Source organism: Paenibacillus taichungensis, from assembly GCF_047302525.1.
Lineage (GTDB): Bacteria > Bacillota > Bacilli > Paenibacillales > Paenibacillaceae > Paenibacillus > Paenibacillus taichungensis_B.
This window is the reverse complement of record NZ_CP168020.1, coordinates 5428070-5450851: the sequence shown is the minus strand read 5'-3', so window position 1 is coordinate 5450851 and position 22782 is coordinate 5428070. Positions and strand designations below refer to the sequence as shown.

Annotated in this window: 20 protein-coding genes; 15 read left to right on the top strand and 5 right to left on the bottom strand. The window is 47.6% G+C overall.

Annotation, left to right across the window (positions count from 1 at the left end):
* Positions 1-16 precede the first annotated feature (16 nt).
* Complete coding sequence (gene dnaI / locus ACDJ58_RS24610; protein WP_413373443.1) at positions 17-967, top strand: primosomal protein DnaI; 951 nt, start codon at positions 17-19, stop codon at positions 965-967.
* A 115-nt stretch (positions 968-1082) separates the two neighbouring features.
* Here the strand turns inward: dnaI and ACDJ58_RS24605 are convergent, their stop codons facing one another.
* Positions 1083-1238: a YqzM family protein gene (locus tag ACDJ58_RS24605; protein ID WP_090810527.1), complete on the bottom strand. Its 156-nt coding sequence runs from the start codon at positions 1236-1238 to the stop codon at positions 1083-1085.
* A 263-nt stretch (positions 1239-1501) separates the two neighbouring features.
* On the opposite strand from ACDJ58_RS24605, the gene trxA reads away from it, so the two are divergent.
* A complete protein-coding gene (gene trxA / locus ACDJ58_RS24600) occupies positions 1502-1819 on the top strand; it encodes a thioredoxin (RefSeq protein ID WP_036605788.1) in 318 nt (105 codons plus the stop codon).
* 478 nt (positions 1820-2297) lie between these two features.
* Positions 2298-4388, top strand: a complete 2091-nt coding sequence (uvrC, locus tag ACDJ58_RS24595; RefSeq protein WP_413373442.1) for an excinuclease ABC subunit UvrC — start codon at positions 2298-2300, stop codon at positions 4386-4388.
* Here the strand turns inward: uvrC and ACDJ58_RS24590 are convergent.
* Positions 4357-6054, bottom strand: coding sequence for a CPBP family intramembrane glutamic endopeptidase (locus ACDJ58_RS24590; protein WP_413373440.1), 1698 nt, complete (start codon positions 6052-6054; stop codon positions 4357-4359). The genes uvrC and ACDJ58_RS24590 overlap by 32 nt on opposite strands.
* 476 nt (positions 6055-6530) lie before the next feature.
* On the opposite strand from ACDJ58_RS24590, the gene ACDJ58_RS24585 reads away from it, so the two are divergent.
* Entirely contained in the window at positions 6531-7865 is a 1335-nt protein-coding gene (locus tag ACDJ58_RS24585) for a TrkH family potassium uptake protein (protein ID WP_413379812.1), read from the top strand.
* Between the two features lie 17 nt (positions 7866-7882).
* Positions 7883-8554, top strand: coding sequence for a potassium channel family protein (locus tag ACDJ58_RS24580; protein WP_053783221.1), 672 nt, complete (start codon positions 7883-7885; stop codon positions 8552-8554).
* Between the two features lie 63 nt (positions 8555-8617).
* Here ACDJ58_RS24580 and ACDJ58_RS24575 read toward each other — a convergent pair whose 3' ends face one another.
* Positions 8618-9541 carry a LysR family transcriptional regulator gene (locus ACDJ58_RS24575; RefSeq protein ID WP_063566089.1) on the bottom strand — a complete coding sequence of 308 codons (924 nt, stop codon included), beginning with the start codon at positions 9539-9541 and terminating at the stop codon, positions 8618-8620.
* Positions 9542-9844: 303 nt separating this feature from the next.
* Between ACDJ58_RS24575 and ACDJ58_RS24570 the strand changes: the two genes are divergently transcribed.
* The 6 genes from ACDJ58_RS24570 (at position 9845) to ACDJ58_RS24545 (ending at position 16221) form a co-directional block, all read left to right on the top strand.
* Positions 9845-10513 (top strand): succinate dehydrogenase cytochrome b558 subunit, encoded by a 669-nt coding sequence (locus ACDJ58_RS24570; protein WP_063566173.1) that lies wholly within the window; start codon positions 9845-9847, stop codon positions 10511-10513.
* Between the two features lie 43 nt (positions 10514-10556).
* Entirely contained in the window at positions 10557-12299 is a 1743-nt protein-coding gene (sdhA, locus tag ACDJ58_RS24565) for a succinate dehydrogenase flavoprotein subunit (RefSeq protein ID WP_413373438.1), read from the top strand.
* Between the two features lie 461 nt (positions 12300-12760).
* Positions 12761-13525 (top strand): succinate dehydrogenase iron-sulfur subunit, encoded by a 765-nt coding sequence (gene sdhB, locus ACDJ58_RS24560; RefSeq protein ID WP_315793606.1) that lies wholly within the window; start codon positions 12761-12763, stop codon positions 13523-13525.
* A gap of 177 nt (positions 13526-13702) precedes the next feature.
* The gene (locus tag ACDJ58_RS24555; RefSeq protein WP_413373436.1) at positions 13703-14644 is read left to right on the top strand and encodes a metallophosphoesterase; all 942 of its coding nucleotides are present in this window, start codon (positions 13703-13705) and stop codon (positions 14642-14644) included.
* Between the two features lie 39 nt (positions 14645-14683).
* Entirely contained in the window at positions 14684-15418 is a 735-nt protein-coding gene (locus tag ACDJ58_RS24550; RefSeq protein WP_413373435.1) for a metallophosphoesterase family protein, read from the top strand.
* A 170-nt stretch (positions 15419-15588) separates the two neighbouring features.
* Positions 15589-16221, top strand: coding sequence for a GNAT family N-acetyltransferase (locus tag ACDJ58_RS24545; protein WP_413373434.1), 633 nt, complete (start codon positions 15589-15591; stop codon positions 16219-16221).
* 447 nt (positions 16222-16668) lie between these two features.
* Here the strand turns inward: ACDJ58_RS24545 and ACDJ58_RS24540 are convergent, their stop codons facing one another.
* The gene (locus ACDJ58_RS24540) at positions 16669-17478 is read right to left on the bottom strand and encodes a histidinol-phosphatase (RefSeq protein ID WP_413373433.1); all 810 of its coding nucleotides are present in this window, start codon (positions 17476-17478) and stop codon (positions 16669-16671) included.
* Between the two features lie 31 nt (positions 17479-17509).
* The gene (locus ACDJ58_RS24535) at positions 17510-18412 is read right to left on the bottom strand and encodes a LysR family transcriptional regulator (RefSeq protein ID WP_024632619.1); all 903 of its coding nucleotides are present in this window, start codon (positions 18410-18412) and stop codon (positions 17510-17512) included.
* A 449-nt stretch (positions 18413-18861) separates the two neighbouring features.
* Between ACDJ58_RS24535 and ACDJ58_RS24530 the strand changes: the two genes are divergently transcribed.
* The 4 genes from ACDJ58_RS24530 to ACDJ58_RS24515 all read left to right on the top strand — a co-directional run bounded on the left by ACDJ58_RS24530 (position 18862) and on the right by ACDJ58_RS24515 (position 22781).
* On the top strand, positions 18862-19320 hold the full coding sequence (locus ACDJ58_RS24530) for a chemotaxis protein CheX (RefSeq protein WP_413373432.1): 459 nt from the start codon (positions 18862-18864) through the stop codon (positions 19318-19320).
* 56 nt (positions 19321-19376) lie between these two features.
* A complete protein-coding gene (locus tag ACDJ58_RS24525; RefSeq protein ID WP_053783210.1) occupies positions 19377-20150 on the top strand; it encodes an SDR family NAD(P)-dependent oxidoreductase in 774 nt (257 codons plus the stop codon).
* A gap of 477 nt (positions 20151-20627) precedes the next feature.
* Positions 20628-22001, top strand: a complete 1374-nt coding sequence (locus ACDJ58_RS24520; RefSeq protein ID WP_413373431.1) for a DEAD/DEAH box helicase — start codon at positions 20628-20630, stop codon at positions 21999-22001.
* A 27-nt stretch (positions 22002-22028) separates the two neighbouring features.
* Positions 22029-22781, top strand: coding sequence for an ABC transporter ATP-binding protein (locus tag ACDJ58_RS24515; RefSeq protein WP_072735467.1), 753 nt, complete (start codon positions 22029-22031; stop codon positions 22779-22781).
* Position 22782 lies beyond the last annotated feature (1 nt).

Genomic DNA, 22782 nt, shown 5'->3' with positions numbered 1-22782 from the left:
AAGGGGGCTTGAAGCCATGGAATCCTTGGGAGGACTGCTTCAGCAGCTGAATCCTTCCTTTCGTGAACAGTCGCGGCGGATTGCGGCGGAATTGATGGAAGATCCGTACGTACGCGAATTCCGCGCAGGTCATCCTGAACTGAAAGATGCACAGCTTATTACCGATCTGAGCAAGCTGTATCAGTATGCCAAAGATTCGAAGAACTGTGCGAACTGTCCGGGGCTCGACAACTGTCCTAACGATTTCCAGGGTCACTTTTGCAAACTGGAAGTAGAGCATTTTAACGGTAAACCCGAAATTATAGATAAAAAAGCGCCTTGTTCCAAACATATCGCACGGCAAAATGAGCATGTTATCAAGCAAAGAATCCGCAGTTTCTATGTGGACGAGCGTGCGCTCAATGCAGGATATAACGATGTGGAAATTATGGGCAAGGATCGGATGCGTGCTCCGGCGGTGAACCAGGTTCTGCGTTATATTAACGACACCAAGGAGAATGGATTGTCTCCGCAAGGACTGTTTTTGGAAGGATCATTTGGAACGGGCAAGACGTTTCTGATGTGTTATCTGCTGCATGAACTCGCGGTTGTGGGCCACACAGGTGTTATTATCTACATGCCTGATTTTGTGGAGGATCTGAAATCCATGATTAGTGAAGGAAACAAGCTGAAGGAAACGACGGATATTCTGAAAAGCTGTGATCTGCTCATCTTTGATGATATCGGGGCAGAGAATCTGAATTCGTGGGTACGGGATCATGTGATGGGGTCCATTCTGAACTACCGTATGAATCGCAAACCTACGTTTTACACGTCCAATTACAATCTGGAGGGGCTTGAGAAACATCTTAGCTTCACCAATCGGGATGGCGAGGAAATGAACAAAGGCCAGCGTTTGATGGACCGGATTCGTCCGTTTGTTGATGTCATCTCGGTTCGGGGTGAGAATCAGCGTGGTAAACGTTAATTCCTATTTATGTTACTGATCTGATCTATTTTTACTCATATAGTCCCAAAAAAAGCCTGGCTTTCGCATTGTCGCGAAAACCGGGCTTTTTTGGCCTGCGTGCAGCCTGAAGATCCTATTCGGTGATAAATTTGAAAATCACCATTCCGAAAAAGATAACCGTCATCAGGCCGGCCATGCCAGCAACACCCGCTATCAGATCAAACAAATCATTACGGGGTTCCTCGTTCACATGTTCACGCGGGTCGTTGATCCGCACATTTGCATCCATGGTATTGCCTCCTTATGGGGATAACAGCTTGCCCTTACAGGGAACTGAAGCCCGGAGTAATTTTAGTATACTTGGAAAAGAAAGCGTTTGTAAAGATTTTGCAGTGAACCTGCAAGTTCTTCAATTGTGAAGATTTGATGTTGGGAAGATGAACATTGATCCGTTCATTTCACAACATTAGAGTAGCTGTGTTATACTGGAAGTGTCGTTCGCGACGTTACAGGTTAAAATAAACCGTAAGTATATATAAGGAGGACAATTTCATGGCTATTGTTAACGTATCCGATCAATCCTTCAACGCTGAAGTCGAAGGCGAAGGAACGGTTCTTGTTGATTTCTGGGCGCCTTGGTGTGGTCCTTGTAAAATGCTCGCTCCAATCTTGGAAGAGCTGTCCACCGAAGTTGGCGATGCAGTGAAAATTGCTAAAGTCAATGTGGACGAAAATCCGGAATCCGCTTCCCGCTTCGGCGTAATGAGCATTCCAACATTGATCTTCTTCAAAGATGGTCAACCGGTTGATAAAGTGGTTGGTCTGAACTCAAAAGATGCTCTCAAAGGAATTATCGAAAAACACCAATAATTGATCAAGATTTCACATACGCCTCCGGTTATGCGCCGGGGGCGTTTTGCGTCGAATACTTTCATATAGGACAATATAAAGTATAATTATTTTTACACGATAACGTAGAGTGCAGAGCCGATCTGGAGAAGCGCAGTGCTTGTATCTATCCCAAGACTTCTTTTCCCTTATATATTAATGGAACTAATTATTTACACAGTAACGGAGAGGACAGAAAAAACCTGAAAAAGCGAAGCGTTCGCCTAAAGCTTTCTGAAAGAAAGCTGCATCGGAAGCATACGCTATCACCGGATTTTCCCTTTGAAAGAAGGGAATCGAAAAAATCTGGGGATAACAGCGATTGGAAGGTTGTTCTGTCATCGTAGTGTCGGTGTGAATTATCCGGGGATAACGGCGATCGGAAGATCGTACTGCAATCGGAATGGTACAGTGTAACCTTTTATTTATACTTTTTTCGGGAAGGAGGACCCACCGAATTATGGATGAATTCATTACAAACGTGCAGGAGCAGGAGAAGGCACTAGAGCAGATCCGCCACAAGCTGGCTTTACTGCCCGACATGTCCGGCTGTTACCTGATGAAAAACAGTGAAGGTACTATTATCTATGTAGGTAAAGCCAAAGTGCTAAAGAATCGCGTAAGATCATATTTTATCGGCAGTCATAATGGGAAGACACAGCGCCTAGTGTCCGAAATCCGTGATTTCGAATATATCGTTACCGGCAGCAATATGGAAGCACTCATTCTGGAGTGTAACCTGATCAAGAAACATATGCCGCGGTATAACGTGTTGCTCAAGGATGACAAGACATTTCCTTACCTTAAAATTACGAATGAAAAGCATCCCCGACTCGAAGTGACCCGGCGGGTGCTCAAAGATAAAGCCAAATACTTTGGACCTTATCCGAATTCATATGCGGCACACCAAACGAAAAAGCTGCTTGACCGGATGTATCCGTTACGCAAATGCGGCGTGATGCCGAAGGAAGTATGCCTGTATTATCATATGGGACAGTGCCTCGCTCCCTGTGTGCAAGAAGTGGGCAAGGAGCAGTATGATGAGATCTCCCAGGAGATCAGTTCATTTTTGAGCGGTGGGCATGAGGAGATCAAGAAGGATTTACAGCGCAAAATGCAGGAAGCGGCTGAGGATCTGTATTTTGAACGTGCCAAGGAACTTCGGGATCAGGTCATTGCCATTGATGCGATGATGGAAAAACAGAAAATTACGATGGCGGATGCCCGAGACCGCGATGTGTTTGGTTTTGCCATTGATAAAGGCTGGATGTGTGTCCAGATTCTATATATGCGTCAGGGGAAAATGATCGAACGCCACGTATCGACGTTCCCGTTTTATGGTGAGGCGTACAGTGATTTTATGTCTTACGTGACCCAGTACTACAGTGATAATCCAGCATTGCCACAGGAGATCTTACTGCCGGAAATGCCAAAAGATCTGGGAGCTGGTGACGATAGTGCGGATGATATATCCGAAGCTGATGGAGCGGTACCTGCGGCCGTGACAGTCGAGTCAGAACAGACAACGCACTTGGCGCAAGATTCTGCGATTGAGCTACGTGTTGCCGAGTCCCGTGCAGCTTATGGCGATATCCAACCCGAAGCAGAAGCGGAAGAAACTGCGATGGTTATCCAGGAAGACGCTGTTGCTCAGGAAGATGTATCGGCTGATAAACAGCCTCCAGGTCTTGAAGATCCTTCTCAAGTCGCAGCAGCATTGCAGGAATGGCTGGAAATCAAAGTCCACATTCCGCAGCGCGGGTTGAAACGGCAGATGATCACAATGGCTGTGGATAACGCGCGCGTAGCATTGGAGGAGAAATTCCGTCTGATCGAGCGCAACGAAGAGCGGACCTCGAAGGCCGCGGAAGGTTTGGGACGCTTTATTGGTCTGGATCAGCTGCGCCGGATCGAAGCATTTGATAACTCAAACATCCAGGGAACGAATCCGGTATCTGCTATGATTGTATTTACTGATGGTAAGCCGGATAAGAAAGAATACCGCAAATACAAAGTACGCTCGGTTGAAGGACCGGATGATTATGAAACGATGCGAGAGGTCATCCGTCGCCGTTACGAACGGGTGTTGAAGGAAAACTTAACCCAGCCTGACCTGATTGTTGTCGATGGAGGCAAAGGCCAGATTTCGGCAGCCGTGGACATTTTGGAGAATGAATTGGGATTGTTTATTCCGGTATGTGGATTGGTGAAGGATGCGAAGCACAAGACTTCACAATTGATGATCGGCAATCCGCCGGAAGTCATCTCCTTGCCGCGTGACAGTCAGGAATTCTACCTGTTGCAGCGGATTCAGGAAGAGGTCCACCGTTTTGCAATTTCGTTCCACCGGGAGCAACGTGGAAAATCGATGGTGACTTCCCGTCTGGATGCCATTCCGGGGATCGGAGAAAAGCGGCGCAAGCTGCTGCTGAAGCATTTTGGCTCTTTACGCAAAATAAAAGAGGCCAGCGTCGAAGACTTCCGGCCTCTATCTATTGGTGACAAGCTTGCGAATCAGATTATTGCAGCACTTCGTGATGAGGAGTCGTGACATACGGCTTCTCTTTTTGTTTTGGATTCAGTTTGTAGATGACATAACCAACGATGGCGGGAAGCACAATCCAGAAGAGCCCGGCGGAAATGTTTAGCACATCACCCATGAAGATCAGGCTCAGGCCCATCAACAGGCTGTCAAAGATAACATGTGCGAATACTACGGCGATGAAGCCGTGACGCAGCATGATCAGACTGAACAAGAGTCCGATGACAGTAAGCTCTATTGGACGTGTGATGACTGGATAGATCGGATATAGGGTGTGTCCCAGTGCCCAGATCAATGTTGGGATGAGGCAGGCGATGAACGTGTTTCGTACCACCTTCTGCATCATGCGAATCCCGAACAGACGATAGACCGTTTCCTCACCGATCCCGGCCATCCAGGCCATAATCGGGAAGATCCAGGCATAACTCATGTTGTATGTGGACTGGTCAGCCGATGTTGTTGACCAGCTTCCAATACTCCGTTCCAGAATAAAGAACAGTACGGATTGCACACCCAGCAGAATCAACGCCCATAAGTATCCTGTATACATACTGTGCAGTACATATTTGCCATATCCGGGTTCTTTGGCCCGAGGCCAAGGATTCAGACCGATTTTGCGCCACATGCCGTCACCGGCAACGAGCGACAGATAGATGGTTGCACTCATGACTAGCGTTATCCCAGCTTGCATCACCATCAGGAAGGTCAGCATAAAGTTAGACAGCCCCTGCGCCTGAAAGAGCGGAATCATGTTCAGTGTGCCAATCACGGAAGCCGCAAAGTATACCAGAGACAGAGTGATTCCGCGTTTGAATGACGTGTGTGCTCTCGTCAGAATACTGTAGATGATCGCGAGCACGCCAAGCACAAAGGTCAGAAAAGCATAACCGCCGTAAGTCATCCAGTTGGCTTGCCGGGTCTGATTTTGTACATAGTCGGTATGGGAGGTAGGAACCGAGAAGACCGATTCGAAGGAGCGGACCGCTCCATTTTCAAACGTGAAATTCAGTTCCAGCTTGGAATCCCCAATTTGCTTTTCATTATCCGTGTATTGCAGCCCCGCTTCTTCTCCACGGGTGTCCAGCTGAAGTTTCGGTACATTATACCCGAATTCGCCAAGTACGCCAGCGGCAAGCTGCTCTTTTTCATTTAGGGAAAGGTTATCTTCAGCTAATCGTTGGGCAGCATTCACTTTACTTTTGTCCTGCTCAGCCTCAATGGATGCATACAGGGAAGAAGGGAGTTCGCGCTTGAAACCGACAACTTTTCCTGTTCTCATATGTACGTCAACATTCAAATAACCGCCTTTGTCCTGATCGGGCAAACGAACGCGGTACACATCGTAAGGATAGGTTGTTTCCCATTTCTTGTTATAGGTTTCTAACTGCTTGGTTTTGGCCATATACCCATAGATATCGGAATGGGTTTGGTACGTTACCAGCTCGTTTCCGGTATCCGTCGGAAGGGTATAATCAGGTAGAGAAGCTGCAAAAGATCGTGCCGACTCCGCCGCTTTCTCCTTGCTTATGAAGGAAGTAGACTGGATATCAGTCGTTTGCGATGAGGTGGCAGGAAAGATTTGAAAAACGAAAAACAGAATCAGGCCAATCGCCGCAAGCAACCCTAAACGCTTGAAGTTAGCTTTGAGTACCAAAGGCTGCCCTAAGGGATTCATTTAATATTGTTCCTCCTTTATTAATATGGATATTAAAGTAAAGATAGCACAGCCCAAGCCCCGAATGCCAATGGCGAAACGAGAAGTCGTGCAAATGCATGAAAACGAATGAAAATGATCGAAACAATCTGATCTATCCGTCGCCATATCTGAGTTTTTCCCTTTTTGACGGAATTCGATGCTATTTACACAAAAATCGTTTTGTATACAAACGTCGCAGCGCTTATAATTTTGAATCAAATGTCCAATATTCCGCATGTCTTTAGGCTAACAAGGGAACGAATAGAAAGTATAAAATGTATTCCAACCTAATGTATATGTGTTACAGCAAAAATCATACATGTTTACGCTCCGAAATAGAGCTTTCCAAGGGCTTGGGTGTTCCGTCAAGTCATATGGAAAAGCGCTTCGGAGAAAGGCTCCACGGTCGTGGGGTCATTTTCTTTTTGGCAGAGGTGGATGATACTCAAGTGAAAATGAATATTCAATGGATGCGTCTGTCACCACCCCGAATTCTGGTCCTAGGGTTCGCGGGTATTATATTGCTCGGGACACTTCTGTTGATGCTCCCGGCATCCAGTCGAAGCGGGGTCAGCCTTCCTTTTATTGACGCACTCTTCACCGCGACTTCCGCAGTCTGCGTAACAGGGCTGGTTGTGGTGGATACGGGTACCCATTTTTCGACGTTGGGTCAGATTGTGATTGCAATCCTGATTCAAATTGGCGGCCTCGGCTTTATGACGATGTCGACACTGGTGGCAATTGCATTCAAACGGCGGATCTCTCTGCGTGAGCGGTTGATTTTGCAGGAAGCGATGAACCAAAGTACGATGGAGGGAATTGTCCGCCTTATTCGCAAGGTTGTAGTCTACTCACTCATATTGGAAGGCATATGTGGCACGTTGTTCGCCATTCGCTGGTCGTTCGACATGCCAATGGGGCAGGCTATCTATTATGGATATTGGCATGCCATCTCTATGTTCAACAATGCTGGGTTTGATATGTTCGGAGAATTCCGCAGCTTAACCGGGTATGTGTATGATCCGCTCGTAAATTTTACAGCCATGTTCCTGATTATTGCAGGTGGTATCGGTTTTGTCGTTCTGTCTGATCTGGTGGAGTATCGGAGGACGAAGAAGCTGTCGCTGCATTCCAAAGTGGTATTGCTGGCAACAGGATTGTTAATCGTATTTGGTGCACTGGTTATTTTTGTGTTTGAATTCAGTAATCCCCGGACATTGGGTGGCCTGAACTGGGGTGGCAAAATTCTCGGTTCGTTCTTCCAGTCCGTTACCCCTCGAACGGCAGGGGCGAACACGGTTGATATTGCTGGACTGAGACAGGCAACGCAATTTTTCCTCATTATATTAATGTTCATCGGGGCTTCCCCCGGTTCCACTGGAGGCGGCATTAAAACAACCACATTCATCATTATGGCCGGAGCTGTCATTGCGATGATGCGGGGACGGGAAGATATCGTCTTTTTCAGATATCGGCTTCTACAGGAACGGATTTTCAAAGCACTGACGATTACGCTGCTTGCCCTGTTGCTCATTATTGCCGTAACGATGGTGCTTAGTACGACGGAAGACAGCAGTTTTTTAATGATATTATTTGAGACGACATCCGCCTTCGGTACCGTAGGTTTATCTATGGGACTTACACTGAAGCTGACCACGATCGGCAAGCTTTTGATCTGTTTCACCATGTTTGCGGGACGTCTTGGACCGATTACGCTCGCGTATGCACTCGGACAGAAAAAGGGTAAAGAGTTGTACAGGTATCCGGAAGGCAAAATGATTATTGGATAAGGGGTTCGTGAAGAACAATGAAAACACAGCAGTTTGCGGTAATTGGGCTTGGGCGCTTTGGCTCCAGTCTGGCACAGGAATTAATGGAGCTTGGGTATGAAGTGCTGGGTATCGATAAAAATGAAGAAGTCGTTGAAGACATAAGTGAATTGGTCACCCATGCCGTCGTCGCGGATTCAACTGATGAGGAAGTGCTGCGCTCCCTGGGCATCCGCAATTTTGACTGCTGTATCGTTGCTATTGGGGCTGATATCCAGACCAGTATTCTCACTGCCATTTTACTGAAGGAACTCGGTGTAAAAACAGTTGTGGCCAAAGCCATTTCGGTTCTTCATGGACGGGCACTGGACAAGCTGGGGATCGATCGTGTCGTTTATCCTGAGCGTGACATGGGAATTAGGGTTGCCCATCAACTCGTCACCCCGAATCTGCTGGATTATATCGAATTGTCCGATGATTACAGTATTGTGGAGATGAAGGTTCCAGCCTGCCTGCATAATAAAACGCTGTCCACTCTGAATGCACGAGTACGCTTTGGTTGCAGCATTGTAGCCTTGCAAAAGGAAGCCGGGGTCATTATTGCCCCGACTGCACTGGACTCGCTTCAGATGGGTGACATCATGGTGATTATCGGCATGAATGATGACATTGACCGTTTTGAGGAAGAAGTGATCAGCCAGGAGAGCTGACTCCTTTAAACGGAAGGCTGAACGCTGAGCGTAGATAGAGCCCTCGGCTGATTGATATGAATGCTAAGGCGTCGTAGTCCTCCGTGAGGGCAGCGGCGCCTTTGCTGTAAAGAGCGCAGCCGTTTCTCTGACCCACTGTCTGGAGGTTTGGCTGAGGTCTTCCTTTTCCCCATAGATCATGCAGGTTGTTCGCCGGGTCTGTTGCAGTTGTGGCAGATATACCGAGACGAGATCATTGTCCGCAAGCAATTGAGGGCGGAGATACGACTTGGGCAACAGGGCTGCGGCTTTGCAGGTAGGAAGAAGACGGACAATCGCTTCAAAGGAATCAATCTCCATGCGAATATCCGGCATCACGGCGCAGCGCTGGAACAGATCGTCGGTTAATTTGCGATACCAGGTTCCTTTGGAGAATGTAATCATCGGCAGATCTTGCAAATGTTCCATTCCGGCTTCTTTACCCGATAGGGGATGCGTTAAAGGCACAACCAGCTCCAGATGATCATCAAATAGTGGCACACAGTTTAGCCCGGCTTCACTTATAGAAGAGGCAACGATACCTACATCGGCTTTTTTATCCCGCACAAAAGAGACAATTTCATGCGTTTTCCCCGTCACCAGCTTGATTTCCGCGTTCGGATGTTTCTCCATAAAGGCATTTACCAGCGGTGGCAATGTGGTTTGAAGCGTTGTCAGACTGGCTCCAAGCGTAATGGAGCTTTGTTCTTCGTCCTTGTACTGGGCCAGCATGGTCAGAAATTTTTGTTGCTGCTGTTTCTGCTCTACCGCGAAAGTGTAGGCAAACTGGCCTACGCTGGTTAATTCAAGTCGTTTACCACGGCGATGAAAGAGCGCCACGCCGAGTTCATCCTCCAATTTGGAGATTTTGCGAGACAGCGCGGGCTGTGACAAATTCAGCAATTTCGATGCACGGTTCAGACTGGACTGCTCTACAACCGCCGCAAAAGCGTTTAATTCCTCGAACATGAGCACTAACCTCTTTTCTAATGAACGTACTTTGCGTGAGGCATCTCCTTGTCAAATATTTCTTCATGTTGTATGGCCTGCACGACCGATGTTTATAACTTATACCTATAGGTTATAACATTTAATAATTATATTGCAATTCCCTTATAAGAAAAAAAGGAGTAACATGAATCGTGACACAAGTTGTTCACACCTGAAGAAAACGGAACAATTTGTCGAACCTTTCCTTGGGAAAGGTTTGTGTCATGATAAGCGAATTTATTTATGAAAACGTTGTATTTAGCGAAAGGGGATCGACATTTTATGAAAGGGTTTTACTCCAGAAAGCTGCACTCCTTGCTTGGCGTCATTCCGCTCAGTCTGTTTTTCATTGAGCACATGGTGACGAACTTCTCGGCAGTTGAAGGCGGCAAAGAAGGCTTTAACGATGCAGTTGCATTTCTGAATGGCCTGCCGCTCGTGATTGTACTTGAAACGCTTCTCATCTGGTTGCCGCTGTTCTATCACGGTGTATATGGTTTGTACATTGCCTATCAAGCCAAGCCTAACGTGGGACGTTTTGGCAATGAGCGCAACTGGCGCTATACGTTGCAGCGCGTCAGCGGTGTCATTACGTTTGTGTTCGTCATCTGGCATATTTGGGAGACTCGTTTCCAGGTTGCGCTGGGGAATGTCACACACGAAGAGCTTGGCGGTGTTATACATGGCATCGTGATGAACCCGGTAACGTTTATTTTATATCTGATTAGTGTGGTTGCGGCATCCTATCACTTTGCCAATGGCTTGTGGTCGTTCCTGGTTAGCTGGGGAATTACCGTCGGTCCTCGTGCGCAGCGTGTATCTTCCTACATCTGCATGAGCTTGTTTGCTATCGTAGCCATCATGTTTATTGTATCGTTGCTTGCTTTCCGGAGCATGGATTTCCAGGTAGCAACTTCGATGATTGACGCAGTTAAGACAGTTCTGATTTAAGCATTTGGACTTTAAATGCTGACTTATAAGGGAGTGAACAGCAATGGCATCATCTAATGTAATTATTGTGGGCGGAGGTCTCGCGGGATTGATGGCGGCGATCAAATCGGCTGAAGCCGGAGTCCATGTTCATTTATTTTCACTGGTTCCCGTCAAAAGATCCCACTCCGTATGTGCCCAAGGCGGCATCAACGGTGCGGTAAATACCAAGGGTGAGGGCGACTCCCCATGGGTACACTTTGACGATACAGTATACGGCGGTGACTTTTTGGCGAATCAGCCTCCAGTCAAAGCGATGTGTGAAGCGGCACCAGGTATCATTCACCTGATGGACCGGATGGGCGTAATGTTTAACCGGACACCGGAAGGTTTGCTTGATTTCCGTCGTTTCGGTGGAACGAAGCATCACCGTACGGCGTTTGCCGGTGCAACGACAGGACAACAATTGCTCTACGCGTTGGATGAGCAAGTACGTCGCTGGGAAGCAGCGGGTCTCGTTACGAAGTATGAGAACTGGGAGTTCCTGCAGGCTGTTGTGGATGACGAAGGCATCTGCCGCGGGATTGTAGCACAAGATCTGAAAACGATGAAAGTACAAACGTTCCCGGCAGAAGCAGTTATTCTGGCGAGCGGCGGCCCTGGCATTATTTTCGGTAAAACAACCAACTCGGTTATCAATACAGGTACTGCCGCAAGTGCGGTATATCAGCAAGGTGTAAATTACGCGAACGGTGAGTTCATTCAGATTCACCCGACAGCCATTCCAGGCGATGACAAGCTGCGTCTGATGTCCGAATCGGCTCGTGGTGAAGGTGGACGGATCTGGACGTACAAAGACGGTAAGCCTTGGTACTTCCTCGAAGAAAAGTATCCGTCATACGGTAACCTTGTTCCGCGTGATATCGCGACGCGCGAAATTTTCAGCGTCTGCGTGGATATGGGCCTCGGTGTGAACGGCGAGAACATGGTATACCTTGACCTGTCACACAAAGATCCAAAGGAGCTGGATGTGAAGCTCGGAGGAATCATTGAGATCTACGAGAAGTTCATGGGTGATGACCCACGTAAAATCCCGATGAAAATCTTCCCGGCAGTCCATTATTCCATGGGCGGCATGTGGGTAGATTATAACCAAATGACAAACATTCCAGGACTGTTCGCAGCTGGTGAATGTGAATACCAATATCATGGTGCGAACCGCCTCGGTGCGAATTCCCTGGTATCGGCAATCTATGGTGGTATGGTAGCTGGACCGAAAGCGGTTGAATATATCAAAGGACTTAAAAAATCGTCCGCAGATATCAGTTCTTCCGTATTCGATGGTTATACCAAGCGCCAAACCGATAAATACGAAGGCATCCTAAACATGCAGGGCAATGAAAATGCCTATGTCATTCACAAAGAGCTTGGCGAGTGGATGACGGCGAATATGACGGTGGTACGTTACAACGATAAGCTGGAAGCGACCATCGGCAAAATCAAGGAATTGAAAGAGCGTTACGGCAAAATCAACATGTACGACACTTCCGGTTGGAATAACCCGGGTGCAGCGTTTACCCGCCAGCTGTGGAACATGATTGAACTGGCAGAAGCGATGACGTTGGGCGCACTGCTGCGTAACGAAAGCCGTGGAGCGCATTACAAACCAGACTTCACTGAACGTAATGACGAGGAATTCCTGAAAACAACCATCGCAAGCTGGTCGAAGGAAGGTCCAAAAATTTCGTACGAGCCTGTAGACGTTTCCCTGATCCCACCACGGATCCGGGACTACTCGAAGGATTAAGTAAACGAATTTATTTATAAGGATTAAAAAGTTAGCACCTGAACGGAGAGGGCAGAAGAATGATGAAGAAGCGAAGCGTTCGCGGAGCTTCTCAACGTTACTGCCCATCAAGAATGAATTATTGCTACTTTCAGTAAAGCGCTCTATAAGCACGACGCAGCGGAGGAGACGGAAATGTCCTGAAGAAGCGAAGCGCCCGCCTTTGCTGCATAACATCAAGAGGATTTATTTAATATTTACATGATCTAAAAGTTAACACCTGAACGGAGAAGGCAGAAGAATACTGAAGAAGCGAAGCGTTCGCCTTTATCCCCGGATTTCCACCCTTATAAGGTGGATCAAAGAAATCTGGGGATAACAGCGATCGGAAGGATCTTCTGCCAGCGGAGTGACCATTTGTGAACATTGTGGTCTTGTAACGATAGCAATCAATCATCGTCACCAAAGGAGGGGACAACGATATGACGGACACAGCTACAGCAAAAAAAACCGTCAAGTTTATCATCACCCGTCAGGACAGCCCGGAGTCATCTTCGTACAACGAAGAGTTTGAGCTTCCGTACCGTCCCGGCATGAACGTTATTAGCGCCCTGATGGAGATCCAGCGGAACCCGGTTAATACAGAAGGCAAGTCCATTGCCCCAGTCTGCTGGGAATCGAACTGTCTCGAAGAAGTCTGTGGAGCATGCTCCATGGTCATCAACGGCAAGCCGCGTCAAGCGTGTGCAGCCTTGATCGATAAGCTCGAACAGCCGGTTCGCATTGAACCGATGAAAACCTTCCCGGTGGTTCGTGACCTCGTCATCGACCGTGCCCGGATGTTTAACGCCCTGAAACGGGTTAAAGCGTGGATTCCGATTGATGGTACCTATGACCTCGGTCCAGGTCCGCGGATGCCGGAGAAGAAACGTCAGTGGGCTTACGAGCTGTCCAAATGTATGACATGTGGTGTATGCCTCGAAGCATGCCCGAACGTTAATGAAAAAACAGACTTTATCGGTCCGGCTGCACTTTCTCAGGTACGTCTCTTCAATGCTCACCCAACAGGGGAGATGAACGCCGAAGACCGCCTGGAAGCACTTATGGAAGACGGAGGTATTGAGGGCTGTGGTAACTCGCAGAACTGCGTTCGCTCTTGTCCAAAAGGTATTCCGCTGACTACTTCCATTGCCGAAATGAACAAACAAACGACCAAACACATGTTCAAACGCTGGTTGGGCGTGTAATCTAGTCATATCAAATGCAGAACTTCGAATCTGTACCATTAGAAGAAGTCGTGATCCTTGGCGCATGTAGCCTAAGATCCCGGCTTCTTTTTCTGTATGCGCAGAGGAACCGGGCTAGTCATGCAGAATATGGTATACTAAGGGGATGGATTTGGAGCGGAAGAAGGAGGGGGACGCATGGGAGAAACACCGCGTGAGGGCAGCAAGATCTCGCCGCCCCGGCGCTCACAGTATGGATCTGATTCGGAGGACTCCATTTTTCCCGGAGAGGAAAAGGATCATGATCCCTCCCGGCGCAGTTTTTTGCTGCGCATGATCTTAATGACGGCGAGTGCTAGTTTACTCACAGGAGGATATGCCTGGTTGTGGGAGCCTCGTCATCTGGAGATCAAGCATGTTGAATTGAAACTGCCCAAGTTTCCAAAAGCATTCGCGGGACTGCGTGTGATTCAGTTCAGTGATGCTCATCTTGGATTCCATACGGGGCTGAAACAAATGGAGAAGCTGGCTGAAACGATACGGGAGCAGCAGCCTGATCTGATTTGTTTTACCGGAGATATGGTTGAACGGGAAGCAGAACCGATGCGTGAATGTATTCCTGTACTGGCCTCGATGCAAGCGAAGTATGGAAAATATGCCGTATTGGGGAACCATGATTATCGAGGTCAACAGCAGCATGAAGTTGAGCTGATGTTCAAGGAGGCCGGGTTCACGTTGCTCCGAAACAGTCATGTTCTGATTGAACGAGGGGATTCACGTATCGCGATAGCAGGTTTGGATGACGCGCTTACGGGCAGACCTGATCCTGCTTCGGCAATCAAGGGACTGAGTAGAGAGGTATGGAAACTGTTGCTTATGCATGAGCCCGATTATGCAGACATTGCGGCACCGTACGGTTTCGGACTGCAGCTCTCCGGACACAGTCATGGCGGGCAGGTACGTTTTCCGTGGATTGGGGCACTGACAACACCGAGAGGTTCACTTAAGTATATTCAAGGGTTATATTACGCAGGTGATAAGCATATGCCAGTCTATGTGAACCGTGGCTTTGGCATGACCCAACTGCCGATTCGCTTTTTGTGCAGGCCGGAATTGACTGTTTTTGAACTAAAGGGTTAACAACATAAAGAATATAGAGCATAAAGGGAGGTTAGCCAGATGGAACGAATTGCGATTGTATCCGATATTCATGGCAACATGACTGCTTGGGAAGCGGTATTAAAAGATATTCGGAGTCGCGGATTGAAGCGAATCTTTTGTCTTGGCGACCTCGTTGGTAAGGGGCCTGATCCTGTACAGGTTGTAGATCTGGTAAGAGAGACATGTGAGCAAGTTATCCGTGGCAACTGGGATGAGTTGGTTGCGGTTAATCAGGACAATGAGAATTTTACTTGGCAAGCGAAGCGGCTGGGTAAGGAGCGATTGGCGTATTTAGAGAGCTTGCCATTTAGCCACCAATTAGAGCTGAGTGGTCGTACGATCCGCCTGGTGCACGCATCTCCCCAAAGTGTATATCACCGCGTACAGCCATGGGATAAGATCGAGAAGAGGTTAGCGATGTTCGATCCTCCGGCAGATGAGCCTGAGCTTGGTATGGCGGATGTCGTCGGATATGGGGATGTGCATAACGCATACTTGCAATTTATGAATGGGAAAATGTTGTTCAATGCAGGCAGTGTGGGTAACCCGCTTGATTTTACCCAGGCTTCTTACTGTATTCTTGAAGGAGAGAACAGCAACGATCGGAACACCCCATTCAACCTTCAATTTGTAAGGGTACCTTATGATATTGAGCAGGAAGTACAGACTGCTCAGCAGGCCCAGGTACCTTCGCTTGATTTCTATATCCGAGAGCTTCGTACAGGCGTTTATCGCGGGTTGCAAACGGATTAGTCATCTCAGGAATAAACGACTGTAATGAATTGGCATACTAATGTTCGGGCTACTGAGCGGAGTATAGTGATGTTTCATTGTTTATCCATGTATTTTATTTGCGCCGGATCATCCTCAGAGCATGCTTGTCTTACCGGACTAGAACCCGTTAGGCAAAAGGAGCGATTGTCATGCTGACCCGAAAAATGCTGGGCCAAGGATTGCCTGCTTTATGGACAGAGCGCCTTGTTCTTCGATCATTACGTCAGAGTGATTACAGCACGTTGTCGGAGCTGTTTTCCGACCCGCAGGTGATCCGTTATGTAAACAGGGGGAGTCAGCCCACGGCAATTCGGGCTAGGCGATTATTGAATCAGATTCGCAGCAGCAGTGCCAAGCTGGATTCACTGCATTACGGCATCTGCTGGAAAGGCAGCGAACAGATCATCGGCATCACTTCATTCCAGCATTGGAACGATCAGAACGGTACCGCACAGATCGGATACATCCTGAACAGATCCTGCTGGGGTAAGGGAGTGGCTACCGAGGCAGTACAGCGATTGCTGGAATTCGGTTTTGCCGAGCTTAATTTGTGCAAAGTGGAAGCCCGCTGTTACGAGGCAAATGTATCATCCGAACGGGTTCTCTGCAAAAGCGGTATGATTTATGAGCGGACCCTACCCTCGTTTGTTTTGAATCATGAGGATGGTGAGACGCCGGATACTCTGCTGGATGTTAAGGTGTACAGTCTGTATCGTGAACAGCATGTCCGTTCTCATTGGGAAAATCGCCTGCAAACGTTGGTATCCGACAAGCACGAGTAACATAGAATTAAATGAAACAGCAGAGGTTTGAAACGAACTTCAATCATTTGTTACACAATTGAAATATAGCTGCAATTGAACTCTAACAGACAGCGGGTAAACTTATCTCATGACCCCCTTTTTGATAATAGATTATGCTGTTGGGACCCGCGCTTAGCGGGTTCATTTTTTTTGTCTATATAAGTTTAACTATGGAATTACTACACCAACACTCCGATGACAGAACTACTTTCCGATCGCTGTTATCCCCAGATTTTTTGAATCCTTTTTAAAAAGGGGAAATCTGGGGATAAAGGCGAACGCTTTCGCTTCTTCAAGTTAGTTCTGTCCTCTCCGTTATCGTGTAAATATTTAGTTGAACTTATATAACATTTTTTTTATATTAGGATACAAAGAAAAACCCCACAGCGTTTTTTACGCCGTGAGGGCTATTGTGATGCTCTATGTTTAAAAAGGTACAACTTGCATTTGTTTCTGCTTGAAGTATACCCATTCGGTGAATCCAATCTCTTGCAGACGTGTACAAACGTCATCTAGTTCATCAGCAACACGCTGCGGTTTGTGGGCATCCGATCCGAAGGTCACCTTCACCCCGTAATGATGCGCACGCTCCAGAATGGCATCTGACGGGTACCAGCCGCCACTGAGCTTGGTTTTACCCGACGTGTTAATTTCAATAGCCACGTTCGATTCTGCAATGACCTGCAACGTTTCATCAATGGCTTGATCCGCGATAATGTCCGAGAAAGGTGGATAATTTCCTTTCATAGCATCAATATGTCCGAGAATCTGGAACATGCCGCTTCGGGCTGATTGCCGAATCAATGCATAGTAACTCTCTTTCACTTCAACCTTACGCGCATCGCTTAATCCATTCCAGCGGGTTTTGTTGAATATGCTGACATCTTCCGTATGATGAACTGAACCAATAATATAATCAAAAGGATATTGCCCCAGCGTACTGCGATACAATTCGGCATGGACAGGGAAATAGTCGGATTCAATGCCAAGCAGCACATCAATTTTGCCCGCGTATTCTTCCTTCAGAGCCAGTACTTCTTCCACGTAATGACGCAATTCCGACTTGCCCATCGCAATCCGGGGGAAAGCCTGTTCTTCGTCACTGCCAAAGTAAGGTGTGTGATCCGAGATACCGATGACCTGAAGTCCAGACTGGATACCTGCCTCGATATAGTCGCGAATATTGCCGTCTGCATGACCACAACGAAAATGATGGGTGTGAAGATCAAATTTCATATGAAATCCTTCCTTTCTCATGGCTCATTTATCATTCTGAACTGATGAACTGGGTCTCCGGCATGCCTTTGAGATCGCTCAGGAATTGCTGCATGGCCGAATTGAGATAACGACTTGATTTGTAAATGACTCCGACAGGGTGACTGACCTCCAGTTCACTGAGTGGAATCATACGCAGTGTGCCTTGCCGCAACTCGTGGGCAACGGATTGTTTGGATATAACGGCTGCCCCGAGATTGATTTCCACCATCCGTTTCACTTCTTCGCTGCTCGACAACTCCATGACGATATTGGGCTCAATATTATGTTTCTTGAAAATGCCTTCCGTAAAGCGACGCCCCACCGTATCCGGAGATAGCAAAATCAGAGGTGTGCTGCGCAGGACATCCACCGCAGCATGCTTTTGCTTCGCCAGTGGATGGAATGGTGATACGACAAGTTCGAACGTATCATAATACAGCACGGACGTATTCAGGTTAGGATTACGCTCCGTAAGATAACCGATACCAATATCGACCATACCATTCTCGACCTGGGTATAGATCTGTGAGGAAGGCAGGGATTGGATACTGGTCTTGATGAGTGGAAATTGATCCTGAAAGTAGGATAAGACCCGTGGCAAAATCTGAATGGCAATGGACGTGGTTGTACCGAGTCTGATATGTCCCTGAGGAGTCTCATCGAGATCCATCAGCTTCTGTTTCAACTCACCCACGATGTCCAGCATACGTTCGGCATGTTGAAGAAACACTTGTCCACGATCGGTGAGGGTGACCGGTTGGTTACGATCAACAAGAACGGTTCTGAATTCGTCCTCCAGGCTCTTGATCTGGGCCGAGACGGCGGGCTGGGTCAAGTTTAGAAGTTCTCCGGCTTTGCGGAAACTCATCGTTTTCGAGATGGTAATCAGCGTCTCCAGTTGACTGATATTCATGTATGGCCTCCTTGCACGCAAAATGTCTTCTGTCTATCCATAGGTGGAATCCCGTAACTGGTCATTGCTTGCGTTCCTTAAATTATAGGTGATTCAGGACAGCAGGGCAATGAAGGGAACTTCATGGATTTGGGGAGGTCCATTAGAACGAGAAATTAATTTAATTTCAAGAAATTAAAATTTTTAATGTTTTAAGAAGCAGTAAAAAAGTCCTAAATGCCTTTTGCCATGCCTCTCTATGGCAATTGTTCTTGCAGCAGATGCGAAAAGCCTTGTTTATTCGCTAGAATCAGCTATAAACATTTACCACGCGGATGACGATAAATTATAGTACACATGCTTTACCGAATTCTTGGTGAATTCTTGTACGTGATAAAGTATAATAAATTTATTGAATATGGGACTTTTGGTATGTGACCAATAACCCAGTGTAAGGGGGACATTAGACAGTGAAAGCGGAAGTGATTAATCCTTTCCTGGAATCCGCACGGAACGTATTCGAACAGCTCATCCAAGTTTCGCCTTCCACCGGGAGTCTTGCCGTGAAAAATGTGGAGTACATTGCAGACCATGTCTGGATCGTGATCGGAATGACTGGACAACTGAGCGGAAACATTGTGTTTGGAATACAAGAGTCGGTTGCATTGAAAATCGTTTCTGCCATGATGGGCGGTTTTGTCATTACAGAAATGGACGAAATGAGTAAAAGTGCTATTTCGGAACTTGGCAATATGATTAGCGGCAATGCAAGTACCATCCTGTCCAATCAGGGTGTCATTGTTGATATTACACCTCCACAAGTGATGAATTCTGAATATCTGACTTCCTTTAGTGCAACGAAGGCATTGAGCATTCCTTTGCTGATGGACGGAATCGGTGAGATGGATATTCAAGTGATGATCTCGTAGAATAGAACCATACGCCTCTAGGGGCAATATGTGTTCAATACGGGAGGACATCGGGTATGCTGAAAGATCAGGTTGTTTTTATCACAGGTGCGTCGAGCGGAATCGGTGCGCTCTGTGCGCAGATGCTGATAGAAGAAGGAGCCATCCCGATTCTGGCTGCCCGCTCGCGGGACAAGCTGGAAGAGATTGGTGCCTCGCTGAAAGGGCAACATGAACTACTCACGTTAGATGTAACGAATGATGAGCAAGTTCAGACAGCCGTGGATGCGATGTTGCAGAAATACGGACGAATCGATATTTTGCTGAATAACGCTGGTTACGGAAAATTTGCGGCCATGACGGATATGTCTGTGCAGGAATTCGATGAGATGATGGACGTTAATTACATGGGCATTGTCCGCTGTACCAAGGCAGTGCTGCCGCAGATGCTACAACGAGGCAGAGGACAAATCGTAAATGTAGCTTCCATGGCTGGCAAGATCGGAACTGCAAAATCCGCTTCATATACGGCGACCAAACATGCCGTACTTGGCTTCAGCAATGCCCTGCGCCAAGAACTTCGCAAGACCGGAGTCACGGTAACGACCATTAATCCCGGACCCATCGATACACCGTTCTTCCAAAGGGCAGACCCCTCCGGTAACTATGTTAATAATGTACGTTGGATGATGCTGAAGCCGGAAGAGGTTGCGGGGCATATGATCCGGGCGATGAAGAAGCGCAAGGAAGAAGTGAATCTGCCCAGACTGGCTTCGGCTGGAGTGTGGCTGTATCAGCTATTTCCGCGTCTCGCTGACAGATTGTCGCACGGTGTAATGAATCAGAAGTAAGATGCAACAATGGGCATCATATATCGGATGAAAGAAGGGCTCCGCCGAGGGGCTTTTCTTTTTTTTGCGTGCAAAGACATGTTTCATGAATAAGATTTGGTCCGGAGGCTTTTTTCGCATATAATGAAAGGTAATGTGATGACAGGCTTCGGTTTTATTAGTACAAGCAGGGCTATATATGTTCAACTAAACATTTACACGATAACGGAGAGGACAGAAATAACCTGAAGAAGCGAAGCTACAAGCTTTCTGCAAGAAAGCTACTTCGAAAGCATACACTTCGCCTAAAAGCTTTCTAAAAGAAAGCTACATCGGAAGCATACGCTATCCCCGGATTTCCCCTTTTCAAAAATGAATCAAAAAAATCTGGGGATAACAGCGATCGGAAGGTTGTTCTGTCATCGGAGTGTTAGTGTAAATATTTATTAGTTGAATGTATATAGCGTCATAACGAATAAATTTAAAGGATGGACATACATGACGAATCAAACATTTGCTTCAATTGGCGTAGAACAGGATCTTGAGGCTGTACTCGCCAGACATGGCATCAACGAACCTTCACCGGTACAGGCACAGACGATCCCGGTTATTTTGGAAGGTCGCGATGTGGTTTCGAAATCTCAGACGGGAACAGGCAAGACGCTCGCCTATCTGCTGCCATTGCTGCAATCGATCAAAAGTGATGTGAAAGGGACACAGAAGCTCATCATAGCTCCTACACAAGAGCTGGCGATGCAGATTGTACGCGAAGCACAGAGATATGGAGAAGAACGCAAAATTGGCGTTCTGGGGCTAATTGGCGGCGCCGCAGTAAAACGTCAGATCGAGAAGCTGCGTGAACACCCGGAACTGGTTGTAGGAACGCCAGGACGTCTGAAGGAACTGATCACGCTGAAAAAGCTGAAAATGCACAACGTCTCCACGATTGTTATTGACGAGGCAGACCAGGTATTCCAGCTCGGCGGGGTAAGTGACGTGGACTTCGTATTGCGCAGTGCCCTGCGCGACCGTCAGCTCATTTTCCTGTCAGCAACGATCGATGAACATACCGCAGGACTTGCGAAGCGGGAGATGAAAGAGCCGGTACAGATCGGAATTGAACCGGACCGGGCAACCGCGGCAGGACTGGAGCATTTTTATTTTGTGGAAGAAAACCGTAACAAAATTGATATGCTGCGACGTCTGGTTAGACAGTATAACCCGGATCGTGCCATTGTCTTTGTGAATGCTACCGAGGATATTGGCGAGGTTGAAGCGAAAATGAATCATCTGGGCTTCTCCGCAGCTGCGCTGTATGGAGATGCTGACAAAGTGACCCGCAGCAACGTGCTATCTGCATTCCGCAACGGCAAACTGCAACTGCTGATCGCGAGCGAGGTTGCAGCCAGAGGACTGGATATTGAAGGTTTGCCGATGGTCATTAACTATGACCCTGCATTTGATTCGGAACACTATGTTCACCGTGCAGGAAGAACTGGTCGTATGGGTCGTAGTGGTATCGTGTTGTCGATCGTGGACGAAACGCAAATTTTCATTATGCGCAAGTTTGCGCGGGAACTAGGAATCGAATTGCCGGAACGTGTATTGTTCGGGGGTAAAGTGCTGGAGGCTGATCCTCGTCCGGATACGCGGCCTGAAGGGCATTCTTTCTCCAGAAAACCAGGGCAGTCCCGGGATCGTAAACCAGGTCAGGCCAGCCGCAATGGCGGCGCCAGAACTGCTGCTCCGAATCAACGTCCGGCGGGCGGCAAGCCAGCTGGCAATACAGGCAGAACAGAACGGGACCAGGATCGCAAGAACAAGGGCGCTCCCAAATGGAGCAAAGGTAAAGAGCCACGCTCTGAAGAATAAAACCTGACGAAAGAGGTGCAGGGATAGATGGATAACGTTCAACCACCCGTATTGAAAATCAACGGGCTAAGCGGAGGATATAGTGCCAAACGGCCCGTCCTCCATGGCATCGATCTTGAAGTTGGGCGCGGAGAAATGGTCGGACTGATCGGATTAAACGGTGCTGGAAAAAGTACTACGATGAAGCATATTTTAGGATTGATGACCCCGCAGCAGGGAGAAGTGCGGGTCATGGGCAAGAAGCGGGACGAAGACCCACAGGTATATCAATCCGCCATGGCCTTTGTACCGGAATCTCCTGAGTTGTACGACGAGATGACAGTCATGGAGCATCTGGAGTTTACGGCCAGAGCATATGGTGTTTCTGAGGCTGATTTCAAAAAGCGTACGGAGAAACTGCTGGACTTGTTCCGAATGAATGAGAAAAGTACAAGTCTGTCGACCCACCTGTCCAAAGGTATGCGGCAAAAGGTCATGATCATGTGTGCCTTTGTGGCAGGTCCGCCACTCTATATCATTGATGAGCCTTTCCTGGGACTTGACCCCCTCGGAATCCGCTCTTTGCTTGATTTTATGCTTGAAATGAAGGCTTCGGGATCATCCATTTTGTTGAGTTCACACATTCTGTCCACCATTGAAAATTACTGTGACCGTTTTATTGTCCTGCACAGAGGACAGGTCATTGCTCAAGGGACGCTGAATGAGCTGCGTACTCAATTCGGGGAATCGGATGCCACGTTGGAGCATATGTTCTATTCCCTTGTACAAGGCAGGGATTAAG